Source organism: Luteibacter yeojuensis (assembly GCF_000964085.1).
GTDB classification, from domain to species: Bacteria; Pseudomonadota; Gammaproteobacteria; order Xanthomonadales; family Rhodanobacteraceae; genus Luteibacter; species Luteibacter yeojuensis_A.
This window is the reverse complement of record NZ_JZRB01000003.1, coordinates 202,943-216,269: the sequence shown is the minus strand read 5'-3', so window position 1 is coordinate 216,269 and position 13,327 is coordinate 202,943. Positions and strand designations below refer to the sequence as shown.

The following is a 13,327-nucleotide window of genomic DNA, read 5'->3' as shown; positions in this document are numbered from 1 at the left end:
TCTCTCGTTGGCTTAGGGTCAGGCGACTCCTCGGTGCTGCCCGAGGAGGCAGCACGCGCGCGCCGGCCTCGCCCGGGCAGGCGCGTAAACGAGAGAGGCGAACCGCCGCGGCCTTTGAGGCAACGCGATGCGAGCCCTGCCATGGAGAGAGATAACCCCCCGAGCATAGTGCACGCGCCCGCGGTGGCGCCGGTTTATCCGGCATCAGGGGGCTTAATCGACAGGAATTTTGGTTTTGGTCAGATAAACCGGGGGCGGCTATCGGCGGACAGGCTCAGGTCCTGCTCGCGGAGCCAGCTGCGGTACGACTTGACGTGCTGGAGGCGGAAGCGCTCCACGTCATCGATGAGGGCGTAGTAGTACCACTGCTCACCCGAGACCGCGGTGGCGGGGTACATGTGCGCCTCGGGGTTCTCCACGCCCTTGTGGTAGAAGCCATCGCGCGAATTGAACCAGGGCAGGGCCTCGCCGCTGCGCAGGGCCTCGAGCACGCTGGCCGGGGCGCCCAGGTCGGCCGCGATCTCATAGTGGGTGCGGAGGTCTTCGTCCGTTTGCACCAGGAGGAAGCGGCCAATGCCCCACGCATCGACCAGGAGCAGGCCCGTCGGGTTGCAGTGCACGTAGCATTCCACCGGCTGGAACGTGGCGGTGACGCTTTGCAGCACGTCGCGGAACGCGGGATCGCGCAGGAAACGGAAGTTGCCGAGGGCCAGCGTCTCGGCCACGAAGGCACTGGCGCGCTCGAAGTAGCGGCGCTGCAGCTCGGTGATGGCGGTCTGCAGCTTCTCGATGGCCAGCGGATCGTTCTTGCGGATGAAGCGGTCGATGACACCCGAATTGAACGCATCGATGGCCGTGGCGTCGTCGGCCCGGCCTGTGAGGAGGATCTTGCCGATATGCGGATTCGGCAAGCGCTTGCAAAAAGTGATGCCATCCATCTCGGGCATGGCCTGGTCCACGACCACGACCGAGATCTCGGCGAAGCGCTCCGGGTCGTACACCACCCGGTGGATGGAGTCGATGTCGAGGGCGACCAGCTCCTGGGTCTCGGAGGGGCGATCCTTCCAGCGGTACAGCCAGCCGCCACCGGGCACCGGGCGGCTGCCGTTGTTGCCCAGGGTGGCCAGGGCGCTGCGGGGCGAGCTGAACGTGCGGACCCGGACCATGGGGTCGAGCAGCAACGGGACGACGTCGAGGTATTCCTCGTGGTCATCCACGAGTACCGTGGTCGTCGGGAAATGGAAGGGCTGGATATCGCCCTGCGAGTTCAGCGTCATCACTGCCGGACCCCGGCCTCCGTCATCGGGAACGTTAGGGTGAATTCCGTGAACTCACCTAGGTTGGTGCGGCATTGGATGCCCCCGCCCATATGCTCCATCGCCGCGCGACAAAAAGCGAGACCTATGCCGAGGCCGGTGATATTGCCGGTGCCGGCACTATCGCTCGAATACGAATAGAAACGATTGAAAATACGGGGCAGTACGTCGGGCGGGATGCCGGGCCCGGTGTCGTGCACCTTGATGTGATTGCCGTTTTCGCCTGCTTCTATATACACCCGGATCTCGCCCTTGCCAGCCCTGTCGGTATGGAAAAGCGCATTGCGCAGCAGGTTGAACAGGATGTGCACCACCAGGGTCTCCTCGCCCAGCAGCGCGAAATCGCCCGTGGGCGCCAGGGTGATGCGCTCGCGCTCGGCCCTCGAGCCATACGGGAACCGGCGCAGGGCCTGTTCGACGCAATCGCGGGCCGCCAGGGGTATCAGTGGCACCTCGCCGATGGGCCGCGCCGAAAGCAGCAGCATGTCGATGATGGTGTTGGCGTAGGTGACCTCGCGCTCCATGACCCCGATGCTCCGCTCCAGGGCATGCAGGTTCTGGGCGCGCATCTCGGGTACGGCCAGGCCCTCGCCCTCGGCCAGGCGGTGGCTGCGGATCAGGTCGGGCATGTAGCGCGCCACGGCGCGGGCGGCGATGCGCAGGGAGCCCAGCGGGGTGCGCAGCTCGTGCGCGATGTTGTTCGAGGCGGCCGTCAGCGCATCGATGCGGCTTTGCTCGGCCATGTTGGACGAAACGGTGCACGTCGCGCCGCCCACGATGCCGAACAGCAGCAAGGGGATGTATTCCAGCATCGTCTGCGTGTGCAGGGTGGCCGCGGGCGACAGGACGAAGGCGGCGCCGGCGAGGATGCTGCCGGTGGTGAACACGAGCAGGAAGCTGGCGATGTCGAACAGCATCATCAGCAGCATCACGCACGCCATGTGGGTCATGAGCCAGGGCGGCGTGGCGTTGCGCAGGGTCATGTAGCCCACGAAGAACGGCATGGCCACCGTCATGGCGCAGTACCAGTACGTGGGCAGGTAGGCGCGCAGGCGCCGCGGCCACCAGGGCAAGACGGCCAGCGGGATGAACGTGGCACTGCAGGCCAGCCGCATGGGCAGGTTTTCGTACGGCTGGGGGAACAGGTACGCCCACACCGGGTAGTACACGGCGAGCGAGAAACTGCCGACCACGCCGATGGCCACCATCTTCGGCTGCGAGTAGCGCGTGCGCAGCCACATCGTGGTCTCGAACCGGGCCAGGGCCCGGAACAGCAGCCAGAGTTGCAGCTTCAGGTAAGGCTGGCGCGGGTGGGGCTGCTCGTCCGGCGAAGGCGTATCCATGGCGGCGCCGCTCAGCGGTATTGCTGGTGGCAGGCCGAGCACGCCTCGCCCACCGGCTTGAGGGCGGCGGCCAGGGCTTCGCAGGTGGCGGGGTGGGCGGCGATGGCGCCGTCCAGGGCCGAGGTGAGCCGGCCGGCGGCCTGGTCGAAGCCGGTTTCCATGCCGGTGAACGCCTCGCCGATATCGCCGGCCTCCTGGCGCAGGCGCTGCAGGTGGGCGGCGGATGCCTTGGCTTCGCATTGGTTCGCCCGCACATTGGCGCGAAGCGCGCCCACGTGGTGCTGCATCACCGCCATGACGCCGCTGTGGTACGGCGTGCCCTGGCGGAGTGCGGAGATCGCGAAGGTGGCGCCCATCGCGCCTATGGCAAGGCCCAGGACGATGAGGAGCAGGGCGCGCATCGAATTTCCATGGCTTAGCGTGGCAGCAAGCATATAATGCACACCCCAACCCTTCCAGAGACCCACGTGAGCACGGCCCAGGCCGAACGTTTCGCCGGCATCGAGCGGCTGTATGGCCGCGGCACACTGGACCGCCTCGCCCACGCGCACGTCTGCGTCATCGGTATCGGTGGCGTGGGGTCGTGGGCAGCCGAGGCGCTGGCCCGTAGCGGCATCGGCCGGCTCACGCTCATCGATGGCGACGATGTCTGCCTGTCGAACACCAACCGCCAGCTCCACGCGCTCGATGGCCAGTACGGCAAGCCCAAGGTCGGCGTCATTGCCGAGCGCGCCCACGCCATCAACCCCACCGTGCGCCTCGAGGCCATGGAGCGCTTCCTCACGCCGGCCACGCTCGATGAGCTGCTCGACCGCAACTACGACGTCGTGATCGACGCGTGCGACGCCATGAAGGTGAAGCTGGAAACCATCGTGTGGTGCCGCCGGCGCAAGGTGCCGCTGGTCACGGTGGGTGCCGCGGGTGGCCGCACCGACCCGACCCAGGTCCGCGTCCGCGACCTGTCGCGCACCGAGCACGACGCCATGCTCAGCATGATCCGCAAGCGGCTGCGCCAGGATTACAACTTCCCGCGCAACCCCGATCGCTTCTTCGGTGTGTCGGCCGTGTACTCATTGCAGAACGTGCAGTATCCGCAGGCCGATGGCAGCGTGTGCGGCGTGCGGCCGCCGGGCAGCGACCCGCTGAAGCTCGATTGCGGTGGCGGCCTCGGCGCGGCCACGCACGTCACCGGTGCGTTCGCATTCGCCGCCGTGGGCAAGGCGCTGGAAAAGCTCACCGCGCCGAAGAAGGCCTAGAGCACGCCGGCCAGCGTGGCCAGGCCCTGTTCCAGGCGCGCGGGCCCTTCCTCGGCGCCCAGGCAGATGCGCAGGCCACGGCCCGGGCCACCTTCCGCGTTCAACGGCACGGGTGGCGTCACCAGCACCCCGGCGGCGCGGGCGCGTTCGTAGGCATCGTCGGCGTCATCGAGGGGCAACCACGCGTGCATGCCGCCCGCTGTCCGCAGCCGTGCACCCAGGATCTCGCGCGCGAGCACGTTGCGGTCGCGCATGGAGGCGGCGAGCGTGCCCAGTAGCCCATCGGCCGTGCCGTCAGCCATCCAGCCGGCCACGATGGCCGGTAGAAGCGGTGCCAGGCCATCGGTCGCGAGGCGCAGCGATTCGGTGAGGCGGTGGTGCGTGGCATCGTCCGGGGCCAGCAGCCAGCCGACCCTCAGGCCAGGGCCCAGCACCTTGCCCATGCCGCCGGCATGCAGCACACGCTCCGGGGCGAGTTCGCCCAGTGCCGGCAAGGGCTCACCCCCCTGCCAGCCCATGGCCGCGTAGACATCACCCTCGATAAGGGTGAGGTCGTGGCGCCGGGCCACGTCGACGATAGCCTCGCGCCGGGCCAATCCCATGGTCGCCGTGGTTGGGTTGTGCAGGGTGGGCTGGATATAGGCCGCACGGGCGCCGGTGCGCCGCGCGGCCTCCTCCAGGGCGGTGGGCAGCATGCCCTCGTGGTCCATGGCCACGCCCGCGGGGCGCACGCCGTGCGCCAGCACGCCGTGGCGGAAGCCATGGAACGTCAGGTCTTCCATCAGCAGCGTATCGCCCGGCGCGCAGGTTTCTTCCAGCGCCAGGACCAGGCCATGCCGCGCGCCGACCGTGAGCAGCAGGCGCCGCGGATCCACCGCCACGAAGCCGCTGTGCCGGCGCATCCACCCGGCGATGGCCTCGCGCACGGCGAGGCTGCCCTCCGCCGCGGGGTAGCCCAGCAACCCGTCGTCGAGCGGGAAGCTGGCCAGGGCCTCGCGCAGCCGGGCGGTGGGCGCGGCGCGCAGCGGCAGGTTCACGGCGAGGTCGTAGCTCATCAGGGCGTTATCCTTGGCGCATGTGGTTCGTCTATCTCATCGAATGCCGCAATGGCAGCTGGTACGCCGGCATCACCAACGACGTGGAAGCGCGCTACGCCGCCCACGCCGCGGGCAAGGGCGCGCGCTACACCCGCGCCAACCCACCCGTGCGCCTGCTGGGCGTGCGCCCGTTCCCCGACCGCGCCGCCGCATCGCGCGCGGAGCACGCGGTGAAGCGCTTGCCGAAAGCGAAGAAGCTGGCGTGGCTGGGCGAGCAATGACCGGCCAGCCGTTGCACAATGGCGGCATGCACGCACGCCGACACACCAAGGTTACGCCGGATTGGCATCGCTGGATCGGCGAGGCACTGGCCAGTGGCAACGCGCCGGCCGACCTGCTCGCCACCATGAAGGAACACCAGTTCGACGAGCGCGTGGCTCGCGACGCCATCGCCGACGCCATGTTCGGCGGCACGGCGCCGCCGCCCGCGGCAGGCAGCGTCCAGGCCAGCGAGTTCCGCAGCCGCCTGGCACCCGGGCATGTCATCCGCGCGCCCGACCGCGACATCCGCGTGCTGGTGCGCGTGGCGCGGCCGGTCATCGCGGTGCTCGATAACGTGCTGGACGGGGCCGAATGCGACGCCCTCATGGCCATGGCCCGTTCGCGGCTGGCGCGCTCGGCGGTGGTGTCGCCCGATTCGGGCAGCAACACGGTCATGGATATCCGTACCAGCGAAGGTGCGTACTTCCACCGTGCCGAGAACGAACTGGTGCAGCGCATCGATGCGCGGACGGCCGCGATCATGCAGCTCACCGAGGAACACGGCGAAGGCCTGCAGGTGATGCGCTATGGCGTGGGCGGCGAGTACATGCCGCATTACGACTACTTCGCCCCTGACCAGAAGGGCAGTGCGCCGCATATCGCCAGCGGCGGCCAGCGCGTCTCCACGCTCATCATGTACCTCGACGACGTGGAGGCCGGTGGCGAAACCATCTTCCCGCGCATCGACTTCAGCTACGTGCCGCGCAAGGGCCAGGGCCTTTACTTCGAATACGCCGCGGCCGACGGTTCGCTCGACCCTCTGTCGTTGCATGGCGGCGCACCCGTGGTGCATGGCGAGAAATGGATCGTCACCAAATGGATGCGTGAGCGCGCTTTTGCCGGTTGAGGCTTGACGGGCCCGCGGCGGCTCACGCACTCTCGCCAGATTCTAGGGGAGGGTGGGAGCATGCGCCGCGAGGCAGCCAGGATCGTACGTTTTGTCATGGCAGGCGCGCTGTCATGCGCCACTGCCGCTGGCGCGCAGAGCCCGCCGCCGCAGGCCACCCCGCCAGCGTCCGCACCGGCGCCAGCCCGCCCGGCCGCAGCGGCCCCGGGGACCGTCGCACTGCCACAGGCCGGCGCGCCTGCCGCGGCCAGCACCGCCGCCGCACCCGCGGTGCCCACCGAGATCCCCTTCGCCTCGCCGCACGCGGCATTCGTGCGCACGCCCAGTGCGCCCACGGCATGGGGCGGCCCGCGCACCGGTAGCGAGGCCACCCTTTCCGATCGCGTGGTGTCGTACCGCATCCAGGCGAAGCTGGATGCGGAAAAACATGCGGTGGACGGCCAGCAGCAACTCACCTGGCGCAACCGCAGCGACCGGCCGGTCTCGGCCGTGTTCCTGCACCTGTACCTCAATGCCTTCGAGGGCGAGGGCAGCACGTTCTTCACCGAACGCGGCGTCCTCGCCGCGGACGGCGGTTCGCGCGGCACTGGCAAGGTGAAGAAGGGCGAATGGGGCTACATCGACCTCAACCACGTCGAGCAGGATGGCGCCACGCTGAAGTGGCGCTACGTGCACCCTGACAACGGCCCGGCCACCGACCACACCGTGGTGCGCGTCGACCTCGCCCAGCCGGTGCCGGCCGGTGGCAGCGTCACGCTCGACATGGCGTTCCACAGCCAGCTGCCGCGCGTCATCGAGCGCACGGGCTACTTCGGCAAGTTCAACCTCGTGGCGCAGTGGTTCCCCAAGATCGGCGTGCTCGAGCTCCCTGGCGAGCGCGGAGCCACCGAGCCGCGCTGGAACGTCCACGAATTCCATTTCAACAGCGAGTTCTACGCCGACTTCGGCGAGTTCGATGTCCGCCTTACCGCGCCGAAGGACTACGTCGTCGGCGCCGTGGGCGAGCAGCAGGGCGAGCCCGTGCCGGACGGCAACGACCTCACATGGCACTTCACCCAGGGCGACGTGCACGACTTCGCCTGGATGGCCGCGCCGGGGTTCAAGACGGTCGAGACGACGTGGGCCCACCCGGGCAGCCCCACCGTCAAGGTCAAGGTGCTCTACCCGGAGGAGTACGCCGGCGACGCGCAGCCGGTGTTGAAGGCCACCACGGATTCGCTCACGTACTTCTCGAACACGCTGGGCCCGTACCCCTACAAGACCGTGACCGCCGTGGTGCCGCCGTTCAACGCGGGCGAAGCGGGCGGCATGGAATACCCGACGTTTTTCACCGCCGACCATGTCCAGCATTACCAGGCACACACGAGCACCGAATGGCTGCTCGATTTCGTCACCATCCACGAGTTCGGCCATGGCTACTTCTACGGCCTGCTCGCGTCCAACGAATTCGAAGAGCCCATGCTGGACGAGGGCCTGAACGAATACTGGGACCAGCGGATGCTGCGTGACCGCAAGCAGGATATGTGGTTCACCACGCCGTTCTGGAAGTTCTTCGGCGTGGAGCCGCCGATGGGTGTGTTCGCGTTCGAGCGCATGACGGCGATGCTCTCGCACCCGGGCGATCCGCTCGGCCAGAATGCGTGGGACCGCCTGTCGAGCGCACAGTACGGCACCGTGTATTCGCGCACGGCCACGGCCATGCACGACCTGGAAGAACGCCTGGGCAAGGACGTGACCGAGAAGGCGTTCAAGCAGTACTACGCCACGTGGCATTTCCGCCACCCCGGCATCGGCGACCTGCAGGCCACGCTGGCCGAGGTCTCGGGCAAGCCCGAGGTGGTTGCCCAGGTGTTCGAGCAGTTCGTGTATGGCACCGAGCGCGTCGACGACCAGATCACCGACATCACGAGCGAGGAAGTGCTGCCGCTGGCCGGCACCACGGTGAAGGATGGCAAGCGCGTCGAACTTACCAGCGACGACAATGATGACGCCATCGAGAAGCAGCGCGACGCGTGGAAGAAGGCGCACCCTGATGCGAAGGAAGGCACGGGGCCGTTCCCGTTCAAGACCACCGTGACGGTGTGGCGCGATGGCGCGGCGGTGGCGCAGGTGCTGAAGGTCACCTTCGCCGACGATTCGGTGGAGACGGTTCGCTGGGACGACCAGCGCCGGTGGGCGCGCTTCGTGTTCACCAAGCCGGTGAAGGCGGCTTCGGCCGAGCTCGATCCCGAGCAGAAGATCTACACCGACCACAACAAGCTCAACGACAGCCGCACGGTGGAGGCGAACCACGCCGCCACGGGCCGCTGGACGTCCGATTTCGCCGCCCTTCTCCAGGGCATCTACAGCCTGCTGGTGACCCTATGAACGGCCAAGTGAAACGCTCCGCCCTCGCCGCGCTGGGTGGTGGCGCACTGGGTGGCCTGCAGTGGCGGGTGATGTTGCTGTGGGTGCTGGTCACCCTGCTGCCCACGCTGATGGTGTCGCTGCCCCTGTGGGCCACGCTCGACGGCATGCTGGGCCACAGCGTGCATGCCGAGCGCTACGCCGCGCACTTCGATGGCCTGATGTTCGGCGACATGGCCCACGGCCTGATGGTGGACAACGCCTGGACGGGCATGGCGTTTGCCGCCGGCCTGCTGCTCACCCTGGCCATCTCGCCCTTCCTCACCGGCATGGTGGTGGCGGGCGGGCGCGCGGGCCGCGCACTCAGCTTCGGTGCGCTGTTGCAGGGCGGCGCCACGGAGTACGGCCGCATGCTGCGGCTGCTGGTTTTGTCGCTCATCCCGTACGTGTTGTTCGGCATGGCCATGCATGGCCTGCAGTCGCTGGCATCGGACAAGGGCGATGCCGCCGTGCTGGAGAGCACGTCGGATACGTGGGCGCATATCGCTCTGGGCCTTACCTTGCTGGTGTTCGCGGTCGTCCAGTGCATCGTCGAGTCGGCGCGGGCCGCCTACATCGCGGATATCACCTTGCGCTCGGCCTTCCGCGCACTGGGCCGAGGCTTCATGCAGTTCCTCCGCCGCCCGTTCGCCACGCTGGGGGTGTACCTGGTGATCACGTTGGTCGGCGTGGTGCTTGCCGTGCTTGTCACCTCGTGGCGCGGCCACACCACCGCGGCCGGCACCGGCACGCTGGTGGCTTTCCTGATCGTGCAGGTGGGCGTGGTCGTCGTGGCGTGGATGCGCACGGCGCGGCTGCTGGCGCTATCGCGCCTGGCCAACGTCAACCCGCACCGCCGTCGCCGTACGGATTTCGCCCCCGCGCTTTAACCGGCGCGGCGCACCTCGCGGTGCGGCGGGTAGTAGGCGAAGAGGTGGGTGGCCCCGCCAAGGAAATCGATGTTGTCGATGTGCTCGCCGCCGAGGCGTTCGGCCACGTGGTCGGACGCCTCGTTGCCGATGCGCACCAGGCTGATGACGCGCTGCGCGTGCATCTCGTTCCATGCGAAATCGAGGATGGCCGAGCCGGCCTCGGTCGCGTAGCCGTGGTGACGGTGCTCGGGCTTCAGCATCCAGCCCAGCTCAAGGTCGGGCCAGCCCTCGGGCTTCATGAGGCCGGCGCGGCCGATGAATTCGCCCGTCTCGCGCAGCTCGATGGCCCACATGCCGCAACCACGCAGCGCCCAGTGGCCGAGGAGCATGGCCATGGAACGCCAGGCGTTCATGCGGTCCAACGGCTGCCCGTCACCGATCCAGCGCGTGCTATCGGCGTCCGCCAGCATGGCGGCGTAATCGTCGAAGTGGCGTTCGGTGAGCGCGGTGAGCCGCAGGCGCGGCGTTTCGATAACAGGGATATCTGCAGTTGCCATCAGGGTGACCAGAAGTTTCAACCGAGCAAGGTAGCCAGCGCGTGAGTGCTCGCGCGGAGGCTCTCCTGCCAGGACAAGCCGGTTATTTTCTCACCAGTTTCGGCGTCGTCAAAGTCCTCGACCTGGCCGGGCGCTAGCAAGTGACGATAATCCACTGTGATTTCAGTGCCTTGCGGCAAATCCTTCGTGGCAAAGATAAAGCCGAGGTGCCACAGCCCCGTGGGCCGGAAGCTGTGGTTCACATAGCACTCGTCCGGCCAGTCGGGGCTCAGCGTGTAGCGATCCTCGAACCAGCGGGCGGCGGCGTGCAGATCGGGCGAGGTGGCGATATCGGCCCACGCGTACGTGCGATCGATGGTGTCGGGCGCCGTGATGACGCGGCCCGCGGCCACGAATTCATCGACAAACAAACCCTGGCCGGCCCCTTGGATGGTCGACGCGGCGATGCGGTAACGCGGAAGGATCATTGGATCTTCTTCGCCCCAGTCCGTTGCCCGACGGCCCCCCGGCCCGGCATGGGGCGCGAGTGTAGCGCGTTGGGCGCGTAGTGGAAGGGCCACCCGCGTGGGTGGCCCACCCGTATCAGCCCTCGTCGTCGGGCGGGGCGGCCTTCCTGGCCTTGGCGGGCTTGGCCGCGCGCGGTTTCGGCGCCGCCCTGGGCGCATCGAAAAGGATGGCGTCGCGGTTGCGGTCGACCAGCGAGGCGCCGATACCTTTCACCTCGGTGAGCTGGTCGGCGGAGGTGAAGGGCCCGTTGGCCTCGCGCCATGCCACGATGGCCTGGGCCTTGGCGAGGCCGACGCCGTCGAGCGACTGGGCGAGGGTGGTGGCATCGGCGGTGTTGACGTTGACGGGCGTGGACGCGAACGCGGGCGCGGCCAACAGCGCGGCGGTGAGGAAGAGGTGGCGGACGGACATGCGTGGATTCCTTCGGTGGGGCGCGCTCCCTTTGGCGCCCAAGCACTTTGCGCCGCGCGGGGCCCTGCGCGAATCGGCGCTTGCCACCACCGCACGTAGGTGCCGGGCGCGTCGCCGTGCCAGCGCAGGCCTACACACGCGCGCTGCTACAATCGGCCTTTGCCCCACCGATCAAGGCGTGCCATGGATACCTCCCGCATCTCTACCTTCGTCAGCGGCCTGTGGGATACGGAAATCGTCCCCCAGCTGGTGGAGTACATCCGCATCCCGAACAAGTCGCCCATGTTCGATGCCCAGTGGCGCGAGCACGGCTACATGGACCAGGCGGTGAAGCTCATGGAGGACTGGGCGCGCACCAAGCTGCCCGCGTTCGAGGGCGCCACGCTGGAAGTGGTTCGCCTCGAGGGCCGCACCCCGCTCATCTACATCGACGTGCCGGCCCAGGGTGAGCAGGGCAAGGGCACCGACGAGACCGTGGTGCTTTACGGCCACCTCGACAAGCAGCCGGAAATGACCGGCTGGGCCGACGACCTCGGCCCGTGGACCCCGGTGCTCAAGGGCGACAAGCTCTACGGCCGCGGCGGCGCCGATGACGGCTACGCCATCTTCGGCTCGCTGGCCGCGCTGCTGGCGCTGCGCGAGCAGGGCGTGCCGCATGCCCGCTGCGTCATCCTCATCGAGGCCTGCGAGGAATCGGGCAGCTACGACCTGCCGTACTACGTCGACCACCTCGCTGGCCGCATCGGCAACCCGGCGCTGGTCGTGTGCCTGGATTCGGGCTGCGGCAACTACGACCAGCTCTGGCTCACCACGTCGTTGCGCGGCATGACCGGCGGCAACCTCACGGTGCAGGTGCTGGAAGAAGGCGTGCACTCGGGCGATGCCTCGGGCGTGGTGCCCTCCAGCTTCCGCATCTTGCGCGGCTTGCTCAGCCGGCTCGAAGACCAGGAAACCGGCAAGATCATCCCGAAGGAGCTCTACGTCGACATCCCGGAGCAGCGCAAGGCGCAGGCCCGCACCTCGGCCGACGTGCTCGGTGCCGATATCTACGACAAGTTCCCGTTCGTGGAGGGCATGCAGCCGACCACCGACGACCTCACCGAGCTGGTGCTCAACCGCACGTGGCGTCCGCAGCTGTCGGTCACCGGCATCGGCGGCATGCCGCCGCTTGAAAGCGCCGGCAACGTGCTGCGCCCAAAGACCTCGGTGAAGCTCAGCCTGCGCGTACCGCCCACGCTCAGTGGCGCCGAGGCCGGCAGGTTCCTCAAGCAGTTGCTTGAGAAGGATCCGCCCTACGGCGCCAAGGTCACCTTCGCGCTCGAGAAGGATGGCAGCGGCTGGAATGCGCCGGCCCTGTCGCCCTGGCTGGAAGAGACCGTGGCGCAGGCATCGCAGGCTTACTTCGGCCAGCCGGCCGCCTACATGGGCGAGGGTGGCAGCATTCCGTTCATGGGCATGCTGGGCGAGAAGTTCCCGCAGGCGCAGTTCCTCATCACCGGCGTACTGGGCCCGCATTCGAACGCGCACGGCCCCAACGAGTTCCTGCACATCCCCACCGGCAAGCGCGTCAGCATGGTGGTGGCCAGCGTCGTCGCCCGCCACTTCCAGGAGGCGGCTGGCGCATGACGGCCGGTGCCGACACCCTGGCCGGCCGCCTCGCGGCGGTCCGGGCCGGCATCGACGCGGCCTGCCACGCGGCAGGCCGCGACCCTTCCGAGGTCACCCTGCTGCCCGTCAGCAAGACCTTCGAGGCCAGCGTGGTGGCTGAGGCTGCCGCGCTGGGCCTGCGCCGCTTCGGCGAGAACAAGGCGCAGGAGATCCAGGCCAAGGCCACCGAGCTGGCGGCCCTGGGCCTCGATTGGGTGGTGATCGGCCACCTGCAGACCAACAAGGCCAGGGTGGTGGCGCGGTACGCGAGCGAGGTGCAGTCGCTCGACCGGCTCGACCTCGCCGTGGCCCTCGACAAGGCCTTGCAGGCGCAGGGCAGGGGCCTCGACGTGCTCGTGCAGCTCAAGACCTCGCACGAGGACAGCAAGACCGGTCTGGCCCCGTCGGGGCTGCCCGCTTTCCTCCGGGAACTGAAGGCCTTCAGCGCCCTGCGTGTATGCGGGCTCATGACGATCGCCGAGCACACCGCGGACGAAGCCCAGGTACGGGCGAACTTCCGCGAGCTGTATCAGTGCCGCGACAGGGCCCAGCAGGAATCGGGCCATGAGCTCGCCCGCCTGTCCATGGGCATGAGTGGCGACTACCCCCTCGCCATTGCCGAAGGCAGTACTGAGGTACGCATTGGCAGCAGTATTTTTGGACACCGTAATTACAAAACTGAACCGTCCAGATAATCGAATTTGGCTGAGGCCATTAAAGCCACGCTAATTCCGGCCGATCACCTACGTGAAGCAAGTGCCTCAATCTGTTCAGGATTGTGCACACGAGGGCGCATTAATTTGCGCAATACCAGAATCTTTCCTAGGA

Annotated in this window: 14 protein-coding genes; 7 read left to right on the top strand and 7 right to left on the bottom strand. The window is 67.9% G+C overall.

What is annotated here, in order from left to right:
- Positions 1 to 239: 239 nt before the first annotated feature.
- Genes VI08_RS02495 through VI08_RS02485 form a run of 3 tightly spaced genes read right to left on the bottom strand, consistent with a single transcriptional unit; the run spans position 240 to position 3,060 of the window.
- The gene (locus VI08_RS02495) at positions 240 to 1,277 is read right to left on the bottom strand and encodes a response regulator (RefSeq protein ID WP_052697633.1); all 1,038 of its coding nucleotides are present in this window, start codon (positions 1,275 to 1,277) and stop codon (positions 240 to 242) included.
- Positions 1,277 to 2,659 (bottom strand): sensor histidine kinase, encoded by a 1,383-nt coding sequence (locus tag VI08_RS02490; protein ID WP_052697632.1) that lies wholly within the window; start codon positions 2,657 to 2,659, stop codon positions 1,277 to 1,279. Before VI08_RS02490 ends, VI08_RS02495 begins: the two co-directional genes overlap by 1 nt.
- 11 nt (positions 2,660 to 2,670) lie before the next feature.
- Positions 2,671 to 3,060: a cytochrome c gene (locus tag VI08_RS02485; RefSeq protein ID WP_045827935.1), complete on the bottom strand. Its 390-nt coding sequence runs from the start codon at positions 3,058 to 3,060 to the stop codon at positions 2,671 to 2,673.
- Between the two features lie 36 nt (positions 3,061 to 3,096).
- Here VI08_RS02485 and tcdA point away from each other — a divergent pair, with 36 nt between their 5' ends.
- Positions 3,097 to 3,915, top strand: coding sequence for a tRNA cyclic N6-threonylcarbamoyladenosine(37) synthase TcdA (gene tcdA / locus VI08_RS02480; protein ID WP_045827934.1), 819 nt, complete (start codon positions 3,097 to 3,099; stop codon positions 3,913 to 3,915).
- On the opposite strand, the gene VI08_RS02475 is transcribed toward tcdA, so the two are convergent.
- Positions 3,912 to 4,970: a PLP-dependent aminotransferase family protein gene (locus tag VI08_RS02475; RefSeq protein ID WP_052697631.1), complete on the bottom strand. Its 1,059-nt coding sequence runs from the start codon at positions 4,968 to 4,970 to the stop codon at positions 3,912 to 3,914. The genes tcdA and VI08_RS02475 overlap by 4 nt on opposite strands.
- Positions 4,971 to 4,990: 20 nt before the next feature.
- Between VI08_RS02475 and VI08_RS02470 the strand changes: the two genes are divergently transcribed.
- The 4 genes from VI08_RS02470 to VI08_RS02455 all read left to right on the top strand — a co-directional run bounded on the left by VI08_RS02470 (position 4,991) and on the right by VI08_RS02455 (position 9,395).
- Positions 4,991 to 5,233 (top strand): GIY-YIG nuclease family protein, encoded by a 243-nt coding sequence (locus tag VI08_RS02470; RefSeq protein WP_045827933.1) that lies wholly within the window; start codon positions 4,991 to 4,993, stop codon positions 5,231 to 5,233.
- Between the two features lie 26 nt (positions 5,234 to 5,259).
- A complete protein-coding gene (locus VI08_RS02465; RefSeq protein ID WP_045827988.1) occupies positions 5,260 to 6,120 on the top strand; it encodes a 2OG-Fe(II) oxygenase in 861 nt (286 codons plus the stop codon).
- A gap of 96 nt (positions 6,121 to 6,216) precedes the next feature.
- On the top strand, positions 6,217 to 8,487 hold the full coding sequence (locus VI08_RS02460) for a M1 family metallopeptidase (RefSeq protein ID WP_198148822.1): 2,271 nt from the start codon (positions 6,217 to 6,219) through the stop codon (positions 8,485 to 8,487).
- An 8-nt stretch (positions 8,488 to 8,495) separates the two neighbouring features.
- Positions 8,496 to 9,395: a hypothetical protein gene (locus VI08_RS02455; protein ID WP_232309435.1), complete on the top strand. Its 900-nt coding sequence runs from the start codon at positions 8,496 to 8,498 to the stop codon at positions 9,393 to 9,395.
- Here VI08_RS02455 and VI08_RS02450 read toward each other — a convergent pair.
- The 3 genes from VI08_RS02450 to VI08_RS02440 all read right to left on the bottom strand — a co-directional run bounded on the left by VI08_RS02450 (position 9,392) and on the right by VI08_RS02440 (position 10,852).
- Positions 9,392 to 9,934: a GNAT family N-acetyltransferase gene (locus VI08_RS02450; RefSeq protein WP_045827931.1), complete on the bottom strand. Its 543-nt coding sequence runs from the start codon at positions 9,932 to 9,934 to the stop codon at positions 9,392 to 9,394. The two genes, VI08_RS02455 and VI08_RS02450, sit on opposite strands and share 4 nt — an antisense overlap.
- A gap of 17 nt (positions 9,935 to 9,951) precedes the next feature.
- A complete protein-coding gene (locus VI08_RS02445; RefSeq protein ID WP_045827930.1) occupies positions 9,952 to 10,401 on the bottom strand; it encodes an SET domain-containing protein-lysine N-methyltransferase in 450 nt (149 codons plus the stop codon).
- A 115-nt stretch (positions 10,402 to 10,516) separates the two neighbouring features.
- Positions 10,517 to 10,852, bottom strand: coding sequence for a ComEA family DNA-binding protein (locus VI08_RS02440; RefSeq protein ID WP_045827929.1), 336 nt, complete (start codon positions 10,850 to 10,852; stop codon positions 10,517 to 10,519).
- Between the two features lie 183 nt (positions 10,853 to 11,035).
- Here VI08_RS02440 and VI08_RS02435 point away from each other — a divergent pair, with 183 nt between their 5' ends.
- Together VI08_RS02435 and VI08_RS02430 are read left to right on the top strand one after the other, a co-directional pair.
- Entirely contained in the window at positions 11,036 to 12,478 is a 1,443-nt protein-coding gene (locus VI08_RS02435) for a M20 family metallopeptidase (RefSeq protein ID WP_045827928.1), read from the top strand.
- Positions 12,475 to 13,194, top strand: coding sequence for a YggS family pyridoxal phosphate-dependent enzyme (locus VI08_RS02430; RefSeq protein ID WP_045827927.1), 720 nt, complete (start codon positions 12,475 to 12,477; stop codon positions 13,192 to 13,194). The genes VI08_RS02435 and VI08_RS02430 overlap by 4 nt, the downstream gene beginning before the upstream one ends.
- Positions 13,195 to 13,327: the final 133 nt, after the last annotated feature.